The organism is Pseudomonas sp. R45(2017) (assembly GCF_002112305.1).
GTDB classification, from domain to species: Bacteria; Pseudomonadota; Gammaproteobacteria; order Pseudomonadales; family Pseudomonadaceae; genus Aquipseudomonas; species Aquipseudomonas paraglycinae.
The window spans coordinates 387,235-406,532 of the sequence record NZ_NEHH01000006.1 but is presented as its reverse complement, the minus strand read 5'-3'; the positions used below and the strand labels follow the sequence as shown (position 1 = coordinate 406,532).

Sequence of the window (19,298 nt, the reverse complement as noted above, 5' to 3'; positions counted from 1 at the left end):
AAACATCGAACACGACCAGAAAATCCGCGTCGGCAACGAACGCCACGACGTCGTGGAAAAGAACAGCTACACGGAATTCAAGGCCGAAGAACACCACACCGTTTACGAAGACCGCAAAGTCGAAGCCCGCGCCAACGATCACCTGACCGTCGGTGTGAATCAGCACATCAAGATTGGCACCGGGCAGTTCATCGACGCTGGCCAGGAAATTCACCTGAGCAGCGGCATGAAGGTAGTGCTGGAGGCTGGGGCCGAACTGACGCTGGTCGGCGGTGGCAGCTTCATCAAGATCGATGGCGGCGGCGTGACCATGAGCGGGCCGGCGATCAATATCAACTCCGGCGGTGGACCGGGGAGCGGCACGGGAGCGGCGCCGTTGATGCCGGGCGTATTGAAACAGGCGGATGCCGACAAGGCCGGGAAGTTGTTGGTGCCGGCACAGCGGCAGGCGTTGATGCAGAAGAAGCCGATTTGTGCGGTTTGCGAGAAGGCCAAATTGGAGGCACAGAATGCTTAATCCTGAATGGCCGCTGGAAAACGGTCTTCCCGAAGGTTTGCCGTGGAATGGCACGGTGGGGTTGCTGCTCGACGGCGTGAGTGTCGAAAAGCTTCCCCAGCACTTGTACCAGTGGACCGATAACCCCGAATTCGAACCGCTCTACCTCGGAACACGCTGGGCGAAACTGGGCGACATTTCTCCATGCCTTGTACGCATAAAAGCCCAGAACGATCCGATTCTGGCCAAATTCCTGAACGCCTCGCGTCAGGAATGGGGTCACCTGGTATTCAGTGATCAGCCATGGGACCAACTGGTCGCGCACTTTCGCTGGCTCACCAGCGTGATGCACCCGCAAGGCGAAGAAGTCCTGCTACGCGTCGCCGATCCCGCTGTGACTCACGCACTGCTCTCCCACGCCGAAACCATCAAAGACCCGACCCTCTTCGGGCCTTGCACACAAGTTGTCACTGCGGATGCCGCACTCGGCTGCTGGCATATCAATCGGCGTCAGGGCATCACCTCCGAGCCGAACCACAGCAAACGCTACCGCCTGAGCGACGAGCAACTGAGCCAACTGGATGAAGTGAATTTTCGCAATGTGGTCATGCGCCTCGACGAACACATGCACGAATACTTCCCGAGCTATCAGGCCCAATCGACGCCACCGCAACGCTGGGAACACCTGCACGCACTGGCCTCGACATCCTATGATCGCGGCTTCAACACCGAACTCGACATCACCCTCTACGCCAATATTCACGGGTTCCTTGGTGAACGAGCACTGGAAGAACACCCAGACCTCGACGCCATCCTCAAAACACCGTCGGAACAAACACCCGCACAACGACTCGAACGGGTCGCTGATATGGCCCAGGAGCGGGCTGCAGGATGAAGTCGAAGAATATCGTTTCAGAGAGTGTCACGCTTTGCCCGACAAGCTGCTTTTTGTGACACTGCGGCCCCACGTCAAAAGAGCCTTTGAAGAGTGCAACTGCCGGGAGACCAGAGAAAATCTTAGGATCTCGGCAAGAAGAAACAATCCGAACGCATTCAGCATTCACGTCATCACCAAAAATCGAGCACGCAGGGAAATATCAGCTTCGCTGCCAGTTGCCGGAAAGGAATTCCAAGCATGAGCCAACCCGCTAAAAACCCAAATGCTGTCGACCTGCCTCGTACCGACGGCAAATGCGCAACGGGTGGCTGCCCGCACTTGAAGGAAAAAGTGCAACTGATTCCGCTGCGTTATGGCCTTGTGGAACGTCTCGACCCTTCTAATGAAGTATTCCTGCCTTATAAAACAGCCTCCCGACCGATGGGTATTCGCCTGCTGAGAGATGGCTGGCTATACGTCATCGACAACAGCACTGGTTACATGCACGAGTACGAAGTCAAAGCAGGTGTCGTTACCAAGTGCATTTGGCAAGGCAAAGAAGCAGCCCAGGACAAACGCACCGGCTCTGCTGGCGAAAACGCACTGGTTTTTACACGTGGCAGCACGCTTCACGTTGCCTATGCCGAGGTGCAGTGGACTGCGAACAAATGCTCGCAAATGCTCAAATCATCAAAAGAGCGCGATCTGTTCATGCAGAAAGTGAAACCCGCCGGTGCCGATCCGGAAAAGGGTGGCAAGCATCTGTTGACTGACAAGCAGGCAGAAAAGTGGATTGCTGAAGTAGCAGAGAAACCTTCGACTGAGACCCCGCCAGAGGGCGCGCACCCCGAGGAAAGCAAGGACTACATCTGGGAAGACCAGAAGGATTTGTTTAAGGCAACACAAGTGGGCGCAATCAAAAAGTCACTACTGCCGATTTACGAGAAGGATCACTTTTTTCTGGTAATCAAAGACAGCATCGGAGTAATGCGAGATCTCGCTCAGGATCAGGACACCGTCGTTGGGTGGCTTGAACAATGGGCACTCAAGGAAAATAACGATCTCAGGTACTCCATTGGCAACTACATCGAGACGCTGATGGTCGTCAGTGAAAAGTCAGCCAAGCAGGCCGGCACCAGTGACGCTCTGTTTGAGAGAACAACGCCTGAGCAGCGTGAAAAAATTTATGATTACGTCAATGCAAAGAATGACCTGAGCGGAGTCAAGACAAGTCAGCCCGAGAAGGCGTACTACCCAGGGCGAGGCTTCGACGCAAAAACACGAGCAGCCCAGCAAAACGTCGCCTTGAAGAAACAAACTATGGAAGATTCTCTAGGCAAGGATCTGTACAAAGACCTGAAGGACGATATCGAGCTTCTTGAAGACAAAAGCCATGCTGCCGTTGAAGGCAAGGGGCTGGGAGCACGCGGAATTCATGATCTGGTCCGCTATGAAGAAATGACCAAGTACCTTGAGTCAGAACGCTCACATATTAAGCGTTGGACTGCGCGCTTAGATCATATTACTAATGATCGTGTTGGGTTATTTACAAAGAGCGAGTACCACATGAGCGCTTGGTATTTTGACTCAGACAATCCCGACCAGCTTGAATCGGCCCTAATCACCGAACAAAACTGCATAAGAGATCTATGCAGAACAGAAAAAAGTCTAGAGCTAGTTGGTGAGTATCTTCACGGTGCCCCCTATTACATTTTTCCTGCTTTTTCGACTCGTTTGAATATCGATTTTTTTGAGAAAAAGAAAGGCGATTTCGTTAAATGGCTGGACGATGCACGAAATTTAAATAGCGGATTGGAAGATACTAAAACACGCACAAAAATCCTTAATGAATTAACCAACAACCATTGGACTCTAACTCTTACCCCGAACAGCCTAAGTCTAAGCCAGGCCATTCAGGCTGCTTACTCCCCAGCGATTGCGATGCGCTTACAAACGTGGCTCTCCGACCTTCAAACGAAGTTGAACGGACCAGAACTTAAAGCACATCTAGATAAAATATCATCCTATAGCAATCGCGCGCATCGCTCGGTAATTATAAAAGCCTTGCAACATGAAGGCGTTTCTCTGAAAGTCTCGAGCACTCAAGACAAAACCATATTCCTAGATCGACTTAAAAGACTTGGGGAAATTCTAGAGACGCAAAACCACTTAACTCACGAGCGTAATCGCGCAAAAAAAGAGAGTAAGCGCCGTGTAGCCAGCAGCGACTCAGAAGGAAAGATAAGACAATCAAACGCGAAAGCCGAAAAATTAGAAATCAATCGACAGCTCTTCCTGCTACTACAAGAAAAACAATTACTGAAAAGTCAATTACAAGACAGTGTCATAATTACAAATACAACACCGACAGGCCACATGGGGGTCCAGTTAAATATTGACCCATCACAACAGACATTATTGAACGACGAAATAGAACGCCTAAAATCCGGCCCATTACGGGGATATGGAGAAAGCGGCACGAAACTATCTGCATTCAAAAGCAGCGCTATTCCAATGGCAGCTTTGTATTATCAGGCAATGAACCTGGGAGAAGCTTTGGAAGCTTGGAGAAGCGTTTCCGGCAACGCATCAGCGAAAGATATCGCAATCTTTGCAGGCTCACTTTCTGGAATCATTTCAACTGCAATGTCGGTCTACCAAAACGCGCACATCGCAGTCATTGATAAGGCACTCAAATCGATTGTCTCTTCTTCTTCCGGGCAAGCGGGAAAATTATTTGAAGCAAAACTTGGAAAGTTAGGTTTGGGCCTCGGCGTAATAATTGCCCCTCTCTCTCTGATAAGCTCTATAGGCACGATGTGGGATAACTGGGGTAAATGGACTGATGCTCTTCGAACCGGAACGAGTGGTGAGAAGGCAGGCGCGTTTTTGGCACTGACGGGAGATGTAGGAAATACCGGTGTTGCTGCAGCAACTACAGCTCGAGCATTTTGGGAAATAGGTGCGATCGGAAGAACTTATGCTACAGCCAACTCAAGCCCGAAAGCATTCGCAGTCAGTGTAGCGTGGGGGTCACGAGGTGTACGTTTTCTCAGCTTCTCGGCATCGTTGACTCCTTGGTCACTCGGTTTTACTGCCCTTCAACTCGGTGGTGAAACCTTGTACAACTATTTCAACCTAGATGATCAGCAGCGTTGGATGTTGAATTGCTGCTGGGGAAGAGAAGACAGTAAGTGGGAATTAGAAAAGCATTATCAAGGATTGGCTGAAGCCAATATGAGACCGATCATTACGGATGCCCCCACATCTTCGTCACCCTTAGAAAAATCTTACGCACACAACTTGGCAATTAACTTTCCAGGCATTAACTTAGGCAAGCTAAAGCAAAATCCAATTCGTTTTCAGGCAGAGCTTTCTGCCCAAATAACAGAACCCGCCAGGGATGTTGCAGAAGATCTACGCGAGCTATTTAAAATACGGAGTGCAAACCCACTCATTCTTGATCTGGAAATTCCAGAGGAGTGGCGGGGCGAACAGGCACAACTCAAGTTACGTTTGAGCGTTCAACCAGACATAGCGAGATCGCCTCTCAAGGAAGATGACCAGTTCCTCTATTATCCAATTTCATTACGGACGTCAGGCCTTAAGGAACCCGTGAAAGGTATCTCTTCTAATAAACCTGGTCGACTACCATTAAAATGGATTGCCATCTCTCCGGAGCAACTTGATGTTTGACAGTAAATACGATCGTTTACCGAAGGCCGGAGACTCCGAAACAAAATCCGGAGTGGACTTTATTTACCTCTCTCCGAAACCTCTACCAACCGGGGCACCACCGTTCAGCTCCAGAGACCTTCACCGTGAAAGTAATGACGTTTATTTAGACTTTGCTGTAGGGCGGGGCAATTTTGAGTTTATGGCACGAGCCGGCATTGGTTCGGTCGTGTTCATTGCATTATTTTTTTTATTTACCTCTGGATTTGGGGCGTGGCTTAGAAGAGATATTCAGCCATTCCTAACGACTTGGGTAGAAATTTTCACCAACACATACGTGCAGGGTTTCATATGGACTCTCTTCATTGTATATATTTTTATATTCTTCCTTGCTGTTCGACGAGTCAGCATCCATCCCCCAATCAGATTCAACAGACATCGTAGAGAGGTTGCCTTTGTCCCCCAAAAAGGTGACTCGCCATGTTATGTCGCCTGGGAGAGTGTCATCACATGCGTCTCATCAGGCCAACTGATAACACAATACGCGGTTCTCCCAGAACACAAACTCATGATCGGCTTAAGAGACACGAACACTGGCAATGTACTTTGGTCAACAATATCCACAGGAAGCTTTAATTTAGCCGTTTCTGAATGGGAAGCTATACGCACATACATGGAAGAAGGTCCTTCTATGCTGCCGGCTCAAAACACGGACGACCCTGAAGAAGGTAGTGTTGCTTTCTTTCACTTGTGCCGTAGATCATACCGAGCAGAAAACTCACTTTTACGGTACATTTCTGGATTTCTGGTAATTCAATTTCTTAGCGGCTGGACCGTGCCTTGTCATATTTCTAGATGGGTCAATACGCGACCAAAAGCAGGCTTTCCTAGAGATGTACTGGAATGGTCTAAACCTCTTCAACTGAACCAACAGATCAAACCAAGTGAAGATCTACTTCATGAAACTGCTGAAATTAGAAAATTCTTCTCAAAGGGTAAAACTTTACTAGATTATTTCAGAAGCAAATCACTTATCCCGGAAAAACAATCCAGCACAAGAGGAACAGAAGAAGAACGGAGAACAGATTAATTTTTTTAAATAATAGATTTGTCACCTTATCCCAAGCCCAGCGCAAAAAAAATCGACGACATCAGAATAAAAAAGGTGACAGATTCAATTTTTTTATTTAATCACTTACAAATAAATCTTTCACTTTTTCTCAATAACAGAATGCGCACCAGATATGCAGAGAACGTCAAATCGCTAGGTGCAAGAATGAATAATCACTGCACTTACTCCGTAGCTTATAACGGCCCTGCTTTTGCACCTATTCAAGAACTAAAGGCTAGCTACCAAGGACCAAACATTGATTAAGAAAATTCTTGCCGCAATTTTATGCTCGATTTTATTTTCCGGCTCAGTTTTTGCCAAACTAACTACTGAGCAAGAGGCCGCAAAAGAAAAAGGCATTTCACTTTACCAACAAAGTGACTGGTACGATTCCCAACCGCTACTCAAAATTGCGGCAGAGAGTGGAGATAGTGTTGCGCAGTACTATTTAGGAGAAGCCATTCGTCTTAGTAAACACTACATCACAGAAGACGCAAAAAAATGGTACGAGGCAGCAGCCAGCCAAGGTGACCTTTACGCAATGCTACGTCTAAGCAACACAGATGATCTATGTAAAGAAATAGGTAGCTGTGCCGGTAAAAGCGGTGAAGAGTGGCGAGAGCATGCTTTGAAGATTGCAAAAGAAAGTGCCGAAAAAGGCGATTCTGAAGCAATGACTGTTTTATTTACAGCGAAGCAAGGTTTGGAGTGGTTGGAAAGAGCGGCAAACGCTGGTAACGGATTTGCCCAGAAAGTCCTTGCAGGGGTTTACCAAGACGGTGGCGGATGGTTCCTGACTCCCGGTAGTCGCGAGAAAGCTGTTGAGAAATGGTTTAAAGCCTCAGCCGAGAGCGGTTATGCGCCAGGCATGTATCTTTATGCAAATTTCTTGTACGAACACAACGCAAGTAAAGAAGAAGTTGGATACTGGATTGAGAAGGCTGCTGAGATGGGCCATATCGATGCTGCGGGTGGTTATGCTTTGACGGTAGCCCATCTTCCTGACAGCTACGGTTTTCCATTGGATTTAGTGAAAGCTTACGGAATAACTTACCTTATTTCGAAACTAGATGGTGGTGGAGTTGCACCGGAAGATGCTCGCAGAAGCCTTCCAGAAATAGCAGAAAAGATGACTCCAGAAGAAATAAAGAAAGGGATAGCTTTCGCCAAAGAGTGGAAAGCAAAGCATCCTCCACTATCTTATTTTGCTCCACCTTATGGCTACTGACCTAAGAAAAAGGTGACAGACCTAAAAAAGGTGACAGACTTATTTTCTAAAAAAGCTCCTCCACCTTTTTTTCTTGTAATTCGTATATAGACAAGAAACGGTGACAGATTTATTTCCAGAATATAAATCCGTCACCTTTTTTTGACAGATTGAAAGCATGTATTCGAACCTTAAGAAAAACGATGAGTTTGATTTCAAACAAAACCGACCTTTTGCGGGAGAACGCCGGCGCTTCGCTACAGGTGAAGCCATTTTTTTGTCACCGAAACCAATTCCGACAGGGCAAACGCCCATGGATTTGGGAGGAAGCTTCATTGAAGTAAACGATACGGTTCTTGATGTAGGCAGCAGTAATGTGAACAAGGCATTCCAAGCGAGAGTGATGATCGCAAGTGTAATGCTCGTACTCATATCATGTTTATTAATCGTTCCAACGCTTGCAGGTCTCGCTGGAATCAATAATCCCTTTGGTCGCAGTTTCTGGTGGTACTTTAGCGATTTTTTTGAGTTTGGCCTGCGACTATCTATCTGGTGCGCTGGAGGAGTGGCAATCCTCGGTAGCTATGTAGTAATTAGCAGTACCCTCAAAAAATCGAGGGCTCGTCCAATTCGCTTTAATCGCCAACGGCGTGAAGTATGTTTTTTCCCTGACGGTTCTGATGAACCGATAATCCAACCTTGGGAAGATACTGTCGCCTGGCTTTCAATCAGTGCGGGCGTTACGGGAGTAGGTGTAATGAGAAATTATACCTTTGGCATGGCCATCGTAACCCCAAAGCTGATACGGTACACTTTCTGAATCAAGAAGTAATGACACCTACTCATGGGTTAGGAAAATGGGAAGCCATCCGCATCTACATGGAAAAGGGCACTCAATTCTGCCCCGGCAAGGCCCCTTTTGAGGGTAGTCATAGTTTCAATAAAGAACGCGATGACATGCGAGAGGAATACCGACACAAGGAGCGCTCTGCAACGGGTGTGGCATGGTGGTATTTGACTCATTTGATTACGTGGTGGCGTCTTCCGTACTGGATAGCGGAATGGGATTACCGCTACAGCATGAAAGGATTCCCCGAGTCGATTGAAAGATGGTCTGAAGAACTCCCACCCGAACAGTGGGCACAACCGAGCCCAGCATTGAAAGAAGAGTCAGCAAAAATCGAAAAAGCTTTTGCTCGTGGTCAGGATTTCATGAGTTACTTCAAAATAGATCTAGAGCGCTCATCGACCGAACAGGAAGCACAGCATAATTAAAGAGGCGTAGGAGCCAAGAGATTAAAAGATGACAGGGTGACAGATGTACTTTTTATAAAATAAATCTGTCACCTTTTCTTGCAAAAAAGACGACTTGGCGACTGTTGATGTTTAAGAACTTGTTAAAACGTAAAACCACGATTGCCGAACATGAGTCCGCCCCAGACATCCGCAGTCAGCGCCCCCGTGCAGGAGAAATTCGAGCCAGCGGTTTAAATGAAACCCTGTTCCTTTCACCATTACCTGTCTACACAGGCCAGACACAGTCATCTCGTCGTAATTTTTCGGAGATAACCGAGACCTATCTTGAGTTGGGCGGTAACAATTGGGGCATGGTTGAGCAAGGAAAAATATTTGCCGCGGGAATCTGGATGCTGCTGACCCTGGCGTTTATTGCGCCGGTTTTAATTGTTTTGTACGGGACACTTGCCTACCCGGAAAACTTCCCCACGCCCTTGAAAGATTTAGCAATGGGCATCCAGACGTTTTCAGGGGTTGCATCGTTAGGGCTTCTGCCTCTCGGCGCCTATGTCTACGGAATGTTTTCCAGCGTTTTCACCGCCGCAAAAACCTATCCCGTCCGCTTCAACCGCCAGCGCCGTGAAGTCTGTTACGTCGACAGCAAAACCCATCGCGTGCTGATCGTGCCTTGGGAAAGCGTGGTTGCCTGGGTTGCAAACTCCCAGGGCGTCACCAGTTACGGCGCTACTCGCCAATACACTTTGGGCATGGGGCTTGAGGATGAAGAGCAGGACAAAGTGCAGTTTCTGCTGCTACCACAACCCAGCGATGCCCACTCCCTGGGCATGTGGACATCCATTCGCAACTTCATGGAAGACGGTCAACTGGTCGATGTGCCGAACCCGATGCTCAAGGCACTCGGCCTGATCCCGACCGGGGATCGGCTCAAGCCTTATGAAGGACTGCACACCTTTGAAATCGAACGCGAAGATGCCCGTGCGATGGGGTCGCTGGACGAAGAAGGTGGCGAGGACCTGACTCCAGAACAACGGAGGGAATATGGATTCGCGGAGAAATCTCGGTGGCCATTGCGCCGCTGGTACATCGGGCGTGTGCTGACCTTCTGGAAAATGCCCTACATTCTCGCCGAATGGGCTCACCGCAAGGGCCGTCCCGTTCTGCCGGAACAGGTTCAGACATGGTCGCAACCACTGCCCCCGGAGCAGTGGGCCAAACCCAGTGCGGCACTGGTGAAAGCCAATCAGTTGGTAAAAAACGCCATGGACAGGAAAGGCGCGACCTTTGTCGAGGCCTGCAAGGCCGCAGGCTTGCACTGAAGGAAACCCGGCGAGCGATGCTCGATCCTCGCCGGGGACTCATCAAACCTTTTGGTTACGCAACAGCCACCCTCACCTGCCTCTCCAACTCCACCTTCAACCCCGGCTCCAGCTTCAACTGCCGCGCCAGTTCGTCCAGATAGCTCTTCTCCATGAAGTTCTCCTCATCAACCATCATCACGCTCGCCACGTACATCTCGGCAGCCATCTCCGGCGTGCTCGCCGCGCGGGCGACGTCGGTGGGGTCGAGGGGTTTGTTGAGTTCGGCGTGGAGCCAGTGCTTGAGTTCCTGATCATTGTCGAGTTTGGTGAATTCGCCTTCGATCAGTTGGCGTTCGCGGTCGTCGATGTGGCCGTCGGCCTTGGCGGCGGCGACCAGGGCTTTGAGGATGGCCTGGCTGTGTTGTTCGACTTGCGCCGGTGGCAGGCGATCGAGGGTTTGCGGTTCGCTTTGCGGGGCGGTGCCTTTCTGGGCGTTCCAGTTGCCGTACGCTTTGTAGGCGATCACGCCGAGGGCGGCGAGGCCACCGTAGAGGGCGACTTTACCGCCAACCTTGCGCGCTTTTTTACTGCCCAGCAGCAGGCCCATGGCCCCGGCTGCCAGGGCACCTCCGCCTGCGCCTGACAGCAAGCCGCCGAGTGCGCCATTACTGGAAGATCCGCCCAGCAAGCCGCCCAAACCACCGGCAGCCGGTTTGTTCTGCGCCCCGCCCGCCTTGTTCTGCAGCAGATCCTGGCCGGACTTGAGGAGTTGATCGAGCAATCCACGGGTGTTCATGTTCCGTCTCCAAACTGGGGTTATCCGGATCAATAAGGCCCTCAGCCTAGTTCGAAAGTGCCCGTTACCTGGGTGCGAGTGTGCTTCCAGATGTTGCCTGGCCCACCGCAGCCCTTCGCGAAAATAGATATACACTCGAGGCAATCTATAAAAACCGCCCACCGGGTAAACCTTCCATGATGACCTTGCGTCAGATCCGCCATTTCATCGCCGTGGCCGAGACCGGCTCGATCTCCGCCGCCGCGCAAACCGCGTTCATTTCCCAATCGACCCTGACCCTGGCCATCCAGCAACTGGAGGAAGAAATCGGCGTCAGCCTGTTCAATCGCCACGCCAAGGGTATGACGCTCACCCATCAAGGACACCAGTTCCTGCGCCAGGCGCACCTGATTCTGGCGACCGTGGACAACGCCAAACGCAGCCTGCAACAGAGTACCGATCAGGTTGCCGGGCAGCTGATCGTCGGCGTGACCAGTCTGGTGGCCGGTTATTACCTGGCGGATTTGCTCACCCGTTTCCAGCGTGCCTACCCCAATGTCGAGATCCGGGTGATGGAGGACGAGCGGCCGTACATCGAGCATTTGCTGGTCAGCGGCGAGATCGATGTCGGTGTGCTGATCCTCTCCAATCTCGAAGACCGCCACGCCTTGCAGACCGAAGTGCTGACCCACTCGCCGCACCGGCTGTGGTTGCCGGCCCAGCATCCGCTGCTGGAACACGACAGCATCAACCTCGCCGACGTCGCCCGGGAGCCGTTGATTCAGCTGAACGTCGACGAGATGGATCGCAATGCCCAACGTCTATGGCGCGGCGCCGGACTGCAACCGAAGATCACCCTCAGAACCGCGTCCACCGAAGCAGTACGAAGTCTGGTGGCGGCGGGCCTCGGCGTTTCGATCCAGCCAGACATGACTTACCGCCCATGGTCGCTGGAAGGCGACATCATCGAGGCGCGGCCGATTGCCGACCTCAACCAGACACTCGACGTCGGTCTGGCCTGGCGTCGCGGCACCGCCCGCCCCGCACTGGTCGATCCTTTCCTGACCGTTGCCCGCGAACAGCCTCACGGCGGACGCAAGCCATCTATTTAATCGAATGCCACCTTCAGTATTTAGAATTTGTCGACCCCGGAGCCGCGCACTAGTCTTGCTGCATCTATAAGACGGTCGGCTCCCGGAACAGGGAGCAACATGGCCATACAAGAAAAGAGATCACGGAAAATGGCTGGCGCGCAGACCCACATGCACACCGCGTTGCTGATCGACGGCGAACTGGTCGCAGGACAGGGTTTTGTCGAACCGATCCTCAACCCGGCCACCGGCGAAGTCCTGACCCAGATCGCCGAAGCCAGCACCGAGCAAGTCGAAGCCGCCATCCTCGCCGCCCACCGCGCCTTTGCCGAGTGGTCGCGCACCACCCCGCAACAACGCTCGAATTTCCTGCTGGAAATCGCCAACGCCGTCGAAAAACACGCTGACCACCTCGCCCGTCTCGAAGCCCTGAACTGCGGCAAGCCGCTGCATCTGGCGCGCCAGGACGATTTGACCGCCACCGTCGATGTGTTCCGCTTCTTCGCCGGCGCCGTGCGCTGCCAGACCGGCCAGCTCAGCGGCGAATACGTGCCGGGCTACACCAGCATGGTGCGCCGCGATCCGATTGGCGTCGTCGCGTCGATTGCGCCGTGGAACTACCCGATCATGATGGCCGCGTGGAAGATCGCCCCGGCCCTCGCTGCAGGCAATACGCTGGTGTTCAAGCCGTCCGAGCACACGCCGTTGTCGATTCTGGCGCTGGCCCCGGCGCTGGCCGAGATCCTGCCGCGCGGGGTGATCAACATCGTCTGCGGTGGCGGCGAAGGCGTTGGTAGTCACTTGGTCGGGCATCCGAAAGTACGGATGGTGTCGCTGACCGGCGATATCGTCACCGGCCAGAAAATCCTTCAGGCCGCCGCCAAAACCCTCAAACGCACGCACCTCGAACTCGGTGGCAAGGCTCCGGTGATCGTCTGCAACGATGCGGATCTTAAAGCCGTGGTCGAAGGCGTGCGCACTTATGGCTATTACAACGCCGGGCAGGATTGCACGGCGGCTTGCCGGATCTACGCCCAGGCCGGGATTCACGACAAATTGGTCGCTGAGCTTGGCGCGGCAGTCAGCAGCCTGCGCTTCGCCGGCAAACGCGACGCCGACAACGAAATCGGGCCGCTGATCAGTACCCGCCAGCGCGACCGCGTGGCCAGTTTCGTCGAGCGCGCCCTCGGTCAGCCGCACATCGAACGGGTGACCGGCGCAGCGGTGCATTCCGGCGCAGGGTTCTTCTATCAGCCGACGCTGCTGGCCGGTTGCAAACAGAGCGATGAAATCGTCCAGCGCGAAGTGTTCGGCCCAGTGGTGACCGTGACCCGCTTCGATGAACTGGCGCAAGCGGTGGACTGGGCCAACGACTCGGAATACGGCCTCGCCTCGTCGGTGTGGACGCAGAACCTGGACAAGGCGATGCAGGTCGCCGCGCGCCTGCAATACGGCTGCACCTGGATCAACAGCCATTTCATGCTGGTCAGCGAAATGCCCCACGGCGGGTTGAAACGCTCCGGTTACGGCAAAGACTTATCCAGCGATTCGCTACAGGACTACAGCGTGGTGCGGCACATCATGGCCCGCCACGGCCAGCATCTCTGACTACGCTAATAACAAGCCGACCACGGCATGCTTCACCGCGTTCACAACTGCCCCGACCATAATTTAAAGAAGAGGGTTCACCATGTTCGTGCACAAGACCGCACTGCTCAGTGCAATCACCACGGCCCTGCTGGCCAGCGCCAGCCTGCAGGCCGCAGAGCCGCTGAAAGCCGTCGGCGCCGGCGAAGGCCAGCTGGATATCGTCGCCTGGCCCGGCTACATCGAACGCGGTGAAAGCGACAAGGCCTACGACTGGGTGACCGGTTTCGAGAAGGAAACCGGCTGCAAGGTCAATGTGAAAACCGCCGCTACCTCTGACGAAATGGTCAGCCTGATGGCCAAGGGCGGTTACGACCTGGTGACCGCGTCGGGCGATGCGTCGTTGCGGTTGATCGTCGGCAAGCGTGTGCAGCCGATCAACACCGCGTTGATCCCGAACTGGAAGTCCCTCGACCCTCGCCTGAAAGACGCGCCGTGGTACGTGGTCAACAGCCAGACCTACGGCACCCCGTACCAGTGGGGCCCGAACGTGCTGATGTACAACACCAACGTGTTCAAGACCGCGCCGACCAGCTGGAACGTGGTGTTCGACGCGCAGAATCTGCCCGACGGCAAGCCGAACAAGGGTCGCGTGCAGGCCTACGACGGCCCGATCTACATCGCCGATGCGGCGCTCTATCTGAAATCCACCAAGCCTGAACTGGGGATCAAGGATCCGTACCAGCTCACTGAAGATCAGTACAAGGCTGTGCTGGAACTGTTGCGTGCGCAGCAGAAGCTGATTCACCGCTACTGGCACGACACCACGGTGCAGATGAGCGACTTCAAGAACGAAGGCGTGGTCGCGTCCAGCGCCTGGCCGTACCAGGTCAACGGCTTGATCAACGAGAAACAGCCGATCGCGTCGACCGTGCCGAAAGAAGGCGCCACCGGTTGGGCCGACACCACCATGCTGCACGCCGAGGCCAAGCACCCGAACTGCGCGTACAAATGGATGGACTGGTCGCTGCAGCCGAAAGTCCAGGGTGATGTGGCGGCGTGGTTCGGTTCGTTGCCGGCGGTTCCGGCGGCTTGCCAGGGCAGTGAGTTGCTTGGCGCTGAAGGCTGCAAGACCAACGGGTTCGATCAGTTCGACAAGATCGCTTTCTGGAAAACACCGCAGGCTGAAGGTGGGAAGTTTGTGCCGTATAGCCGGTGGACGCAGGACTACATTGCGATTATGGGCGGTAGGTAATCCCCCACACACACCGATCGTTCCCACGTCGAGGCGTCGAACCGTCCGCGTGGGAATGCATCACCGGACGCTCCGCGTCCATTCGCAAGAGCTGACGCAGAGCGTCACGGGCTGCATTCCCACGCAGAGCGTGGGAACGATCAATTCGAATACTGCTTTTCAGAAGTCCAGGCAGGGCCGCTGCGACGACCCTCGCCTTTTCGGAGCACCGCATCATGACGCTTGCAGTCCAGTTCACCAACGTTTCCCGGCAGTTCGGCGAGGTGAAGGCCGTTGACCGGGTTTCCATCGATATCCAGGACGGCGAGTTCTTTTCCATGCTCGGCCCCTCCGGTTCGGGCAAGACTACGTGCCTGCGCCTGATCGCCGGGTTCGAACAACCGAGCGCGGGCTCGATCCGCATTCACGGCGCCGAAGCCGCCGGACTGCCGCCCTATCAACGCGACGTAAACACGGTGTTTCAGGATTACGCGCTGTTCCCGCACATGAACGTGCTGGACAACGTGGCCTACGGTTTGAAAGTCAAAGGCGTGAACAAGAACGAGCGCCACAAGCGCGCCGAAGAAGCGTTGGACATGGTCGCCCTCGGCGGCTACGGCGCCCGCAAACCGGTGCAGTTGTCCGGCGGTCAGCGCCAGCGTGTCGCCCTCGCCCGCGCGCTGGTCAATCGCCCGCGAGTGCTGTTGCTCGACGAGCCTTTGGGCGCTCTCGATCTGAAGCTGCGCGAACAGATGCAAAGCGAACTGAAGAAGCTGCAACGCCAGCTCGGCATCACCTTCATCTTCGTCACCCACGATCAGACCGAAGCCTTGTCGATGTCCGACCGCGTGGCCGTGTTCAACAAGGGCCGCATCGAGCAGGTCGACACCCCGCGCAATCTGTACATGAAACCGACCACTACCTTCGTCGCCGAATTCGTCGGTACTTCGAACGTGATTCGCGGCGATCTGGCGCGCCAGCTCAGCGGTCATCCACAGCCATTCTCGATCCGCCCTGAACACGTGCGTTTCGCCGAGGGCCCATTGGCCAGCCATGAAATCGAAGTCAGCGGCCTGCTCCACGACATCCAGTATCAGGGCAGCGCCACGCGCTATGAACTGACCCTGGAAAACGGCCAGACCCTGAGCATCAGCCAGGCCAACAATCAGTGGATCGACAGCAGCGCGCAGCACCAGACCGGTCAGCGCATCAGCGCACGCTGGGCGCGGGAAGCGATGATTCCGTTGCACGACACCGTTGCGAGCGGGGTGTGACATGACCGCCCTCGCCCTCCCTCAATCGGCGCCGTTGCGCAGATTTTCCAACCTGCTCTATCGCAAGCCGAACCTGTATCTGTCGATGTTGCTGATACCGCCGCTGCTGTGGTTCGGCGCGATCTATCTGGGCTCGCTGCTGGTGCTGTTGTGGCAAGGTTTCTACACCTTCGACGACTTCACCATGGCGGTCACGCCTGACCTGACCCTGGCCAACTTCGCCGCACTGTTTCAGCCGTCGAATTTCGACATCATCCTGCGCACCCTGAGCATGGCGGTCGTGGTGTCGATCGCCAGCGCCATCGTCGCGTTCCCGATTGCCTACTACATGGCGCGCTACACCACCGGCAAGACCAAGGCGTTTTTCTACATCGCGGTGATGATGCCGATGTGGGCCAGTTACATCGTCAAGGCCTACGCCTGGACGCTGCTGCTGGCCAAGGGCGGCGTGGCGCAGTGGTTCATTCAGCACCTGGGGCTTGAGCCGGTTCTGCAGTTCATTTTGGGGATTCCCGGGGTCGGCGGCAGCACCTTGTCAACTTCGCATCTGGGCCGGTTCATGGTGTTCGTCTACATCTGGCTGCCGTTCATGATCCTGCCGATCCAGGCCTCGCTGGAGCGCCTGCCGCCATCCTTGCTGCAAGCCTCCGCCGACCTCGGGGCCAAGCCGCGCCAGACCTTCATGCAGGTGATTCTGCCGCTGTCGGTGCCGGGCATCGCGGCCGGTTCGATCTTTACCTTTTCGCTGACCCTGGGCGACTTCATCGTGCCGCAACTGGTGGGCCCGCCGGGCTACTTCGTCGGCAGCATGGTGTACGCGCAACAGGGCGCAATCGGCAACATGCCGATGGCCGCAGCGTTCACGCTGGTGCCGATCGTGCTGATCGCCATCTACCTGTCCATCGTCAAACGACTGGGGGCCTTCGATGCACTCTGACAAAGCATCCATAGGGCTGAGAATCGCAGCCTGGGGCGGGCTGGTGTTCCTGCACTTCCCGATCCTGATCATCTTCCTCTACGCCTTCAACACCGAAGACGCGGCGTTCAGCTTTCCACCGAAAGGCTTCACGCTGCACTGGTTCAGCGTGACGTTTTCGCGGCCGGATGTGCTGGAAGCGATCAAGCTGTCTTTACAGATCGCGGCCATCGCCACGCTGATCGCGATGGTGCTCGGCACCCTCGCTTCGGCGGCGTTGTACCGCCGGGACTTCTTCGGCAAACAGGGCATTTCGCTGATGCTGATCCTGCCCATCGCACTGCCGGGGATCATCACCGGGATCGCGCTGCTGGCGACCTTCAAGACGTTGGGCATCGAGCCTGGGATGTTCACCATCATCGTCGGCCACGCGACCTTCTGCGTGGTGATCGTCTACAACAACGTCATCGCCCGTTTGCGCCGCACCTCGCACAGTTTGATCGAAGCGTCGATGGACCTCGGCGCCGACGGCTGGCAGACCTTCCGCTACATCATCCTGCCGAACCTCGGTTCGGCACTGCTCGCCGGCGGCATGCTCGCGTTTGCGCTGTCGTTCGACGAAATCATCGTCACCACCTTCACCGCCGGCCATGAGCGCACCTTGCCGCTGTGGTTGCTCAACCAGTTGAGCCGCCCACGGGACGTGCCGGTGACCAACGTCGTGGCGATGCTGGTGATGCTGGTGACCATGCTGCCGATCCTCGGCGCCTACTACCTGACCCGGGGTGGCGAGAGCGTGGCCGGCAGCGGCGGCAAATGATTTCCCTGACCGTTCCCACCCTGAATTTGCAGTAGAAAGAGGACAACAACATGCAAACCAAACTCTTGATCAACGGCCAACTGGTCAACGGCGAAGGCCCGGCGCAGCCGGTGCTCAACCCGGCGCGCGGTGACGTGCTGGTGGAAATCAACGAGGCCACCGAGGCCCAGGTCGATGCCGCCGTGCGCGCCGCCGACAGTGCCTTTGCCGACTGGTCGCAGACCACGCCGAAGGACCGTTCGCTGTTGCTGCTCAAACTCGCCGACGCCATCGAAGCCCACGGCGAAGAGCTGGCGAAACTGGAATCGGACAACTGCGGCAAACCCTACAGCGCCGCGCTGAACGACGAGATCCCGGCGATTGCCGACGTGTTCCGTTTCTTCGCCGGCGCCAGCCGCTGCATGAGCGGTTCGGCCGGCGGCGAATACCTGCCCGGCCACACTTCGATGATCCGCCGCGACCCTGTGGGTGTGATCGCCTCCATCGCGCCGTGGAACTACCCGCTGATGATGGTCGCCTGGAAAATCGCCCCGGCTCTCGCCGCCGGTAATACCGTGGTGCTCAAGCCGTCGGAACAAACCCCGCTGACTGCGTTGCGTCTGGCCGAACTGGCGTCGGATATTTTCCCGGCCGGTGTACTCAATCTGGTGTTCGGGCGTGGGCCGAGCGTAGGCAGCCCGCTGGTGACCCATCCGAAAGTGCGCATGGTCTCGCTGACCGGCTCCATCGCCACTGGTTCGAACATCATTTCCAGCACCGCCGACAGCGTCAAACGCATGCACATGGAGCTGGGCGGCAAAGCTCCGGTGATCATCTTCGACGACGCCGACATCGACGCGGCGGTCGAAGGCATTCGCACTTTCGGCTTCTACAACGCCGGCCAGGATTGCACCGCCGCGTGCCGGATCTATGCCCAGCAAGGCATCTACGACAAGTTCGTCGAGAAGCTCGGCGCAGCGATCAGCAGCATCAAGTACGGCTTGCAGGATGATCCGTCCACCGAACTCGGGCCGTTGATCACCGCCCAGCATCGCGACCGCGTGGCCGGGTTTGTCGAACGCGCCGTGGCGCAACCGCACATTCGTTTGATCACTGGCGGCAAGGCTGTCGAAGGCAACGGCTTCTTCTTCGAACCGACGGTGCTGGCCGATGCGCAGCAGGACGACGAAATCGTCCGCCGTGAAGTGTTCGGGCCGGTGGTGTCGGTGACCAAATTCACCGATGAAGCCCAGGCACTGGAATGGGCCAACGATTCGGACTACGGCCTGGCGTCCTCGGTGTGGACCGCGGATGTAGGACGCGCCCATCGCCTGTCCGCGCGGTTGCAATACGGCTGCACCTGGGTGAATACGCACTTCATGCTCGTCAGCGAAATGCCGCACGGCGGTCAGAAACTGTCCGGCTACGGCAAGGACATGTCCATGTACGGGCTGGAGGACTACACCACGGTTCGGCATGTGATGTTCAAGCACTAAAAGCATCGCTGGCAAGCCAGCTCCCACAGGGTTCAGTGCAGCTCTTGTGGGAGCTGGCTTGCCAGCGATGGCGTCACTCCGGTTTCAGGAAGAAAACCGGCATTACGCATCACCAGGCATTCAAAACAATAACTACCGATCCGGGCGGCGCTTACCAAGCCCCGCCACGGTTTCGGCCATCCGAAATCTGCCGATTTCACGGAGC

Annotated in this window: 15 protein-coding genes and 1 pseudogene; 15 read left to right on the top strand and 1 reads right to left on the bottom strand. The window is 55.1% G+C overall.

The window, feature by feature from the left end:
* The 8 genes and pseudogenes from CAF74_RS16745 to CAF74_RS16715 form a co-directional block, all read left to right on the top strand.
* Positions 1-517: pseudogene (locus CAF74_RS16745) on the top strand (DUF2345 domain-containing protein); the annotation flags it as partial.
* The gene (locus tag CAF74_RS16740; protein ID WP_085747040.1) at positions 510-1,391 is read left to right on the top strand and encodes a DUF4123 domain-containing protein; all 882 of its coding nucleotides are present in this window, start codon (positions 510-512) and stop codon (positions 1,389-1,391) included. The pseudogene CAF74_RS16745 and the gene CAF74_RS16740, both read left to right, overlap by 8 nt.
* Positions 1,392-1,631: 240 nt before the next feature.
* On the top strand, positions 1,632-5,069 hold the full coding sequence (locus CAF74_RS16735) for a toxin VasX (RefSeq protein ID WP_139832908.1): 3,438 nt from the start codon (positions 1,632-1,634) through the stop codon (positions 5,067-5,069).
* Positions 5,062-6,138, top strand: a complete 1,077-nt coding sequence (locus tag CAF74_RS16730; RefSeq protein ID WP_256578385.1) for a DUF6708 domain-containing protein — start codon at positions 5,062-5,064, stop codon at positions 6,136-6,138. Before CAF74_RS16735 ends, CAF74_RS16730 begins: the two co-directional genes overlap by 8 nt.
* Before the next feature lie 277 nt (positions 6,139-6,415).
* Positions 6,416-7,387 (top strand): tetratricopeptide repeat protein, encoded by a 972-nt coding sequence (locus tag CAF74_RS16725; protein ID WP_085747038.1) that lies wholly within the window; start codon positions 6,416-6,418, stop codon positions 7,385-7,387.
* 157 nt (positions 7,388-7,544) lie between these two features.
* Positions 7,545-8,186: a hypothetical protein gene (locus tag CAF74_RS29405; RefSeq protein ID WP_256578384.1), complete on the top strand. Its 642-nt coding sequence runs from the start codon at positions 7,545-7,547 to the stop codon at positions 8,184-8,186.
* An 11-nt stretch (positions 8,187-8,197) separates the two neighbouring features.
* Entirely contained in the window at positions 8,198-8,641 is a 444-nt protein-coding gene (locus CAF74_RS29400) for a hypothetical protein (RefSeq protein WP_134023702.1), read from the top strand.
* Between the two features lie 107 nt (positions 8,642-8,748).
* The gene (locus tag CAF74_RS16715; protein ID WP_256578383.1) at positions 8,749-9,939 is read left to right on the top strand and encodes a DUF6708 domain-containing protein; all 1,191 of its coding nucleotides are present in this window, start codon (positions 8,749-8,751) and stop codon (positions 9,937-9,939) included.
* Between the two features lie 55 nt (positions 9,940-9,994).
* On the opposite strand, the gene CAF74_RS16710 is transcribed toward CAF74_RS16715, so the two are convergent.
* On the bottom strand, positions 9,995-10,717 hold the full coding sequence (locus tag CAF74_RS16710) for a tellurite resistance TerB family protein (RefSeq protein ID WP_085747037.1): 723 nt from the start codon (positions 10,715-10,717) through the stop codon (positions 9,995-9,997).
* A 176-nt stretch (positions 10,718-10,893) separates the two neighbouring features.
* Between CAF74_RS16710 and CAF74_RS16705 the strand changes: the two genes are divergently transcribed.
* The 7 genes from CAF74_RS16705 (at position 10,894) to CAF74_RS16675 (ending at position 19,093) form a co-directional block, all read left to right on the top strand.
* The gene (locus tag CAF74_RS16705; protein WP_007954670.1) at positions 10,894-11,808 is read left to right on the top strand and encodes a LysR family transcriptional regulator; all 915 of its coding nucleotides are present in this window, start codon (positions 10,894-10,896) and stop codon (positions 11,806-11,808) included.
* A gap of 99 nt (positions 11,809-11,907) precedes the next feature.
* Positions 11,908-13,395 (top strand): gamma-aminobutyraldehyde dehydrogenase, encoded by a 1,488-nt coding sequence (locus CAF74_RS16700; RefSeq protein WP_085747036.1) that lies wholly within the window; start codon positions 11,908-11,910, stop codon positions 13,393-13,395.
* An 82-nt stretch (positions 13,396-13,477) separates the two neighbouring features.
* Entirely contained in the window at positions 13,478-14,629 is a 1,152-nt protein-coding gene (ydcS, locus tag CAF74_RS16695; protein ID WP_085747035.1) for a putative ABC transporter substrate-binding protein YdcS, read from the top strand.
* 215 nt (positions 14,630-14,844) lie between these two features.
* Positions 14,845-15,882, top strand: a complete 1,038-nt coding sequence (locus CAF74_RS16690) for an ABC transporter ATP-binding protein (RefSeq protein WP_085747034.1) — start codon at positions 14,845-14,847, stop codon at positions 15,880-15,882.
* A 1-nt stretch (position 15,883) separates the two neighbouring features.
* The gene (locus CAF74_RS16685; protein WP_085747033.1) at positions 15,884-16,819 is read left to right on the top strand and encodes an ABC transporter permease; all 936 of its coding nucleotides are present in this window, start codon (positions 15,884-15,886) and stop codon (positions 16,817-16,819) included.
* Positions 16,809-17,618 carry an ABC transporter permease gene (locus tag CAF74_RS16680; RefSeq protein WP_085747032.1) on the top strand — a complete coding sequence of 270 codons (810 nt, stop codon included), beginning with the start codon at positions 16,809-16,811 and terminating at the stop codon, positions 17,616-17,618. Before CAF74_RS16685 ends, CAF74_RS16680 begins: the two co-directional genes overlap by 11 nt.
* Positions 17,619-17,668: 50 nt before the next feature.
* Entirely contained in the window at positions 17,669-19,093 is a 1,425-nt protein-coding gene (locus tag CAF74_RS16675; RefSeq protein ID WP_085747031.1) for a gamma-aminobutyraldehyde dehydrogenase, read from the top strand.
* Positions 19,094-19,298 lie beyond the last annotated feature (205 nt).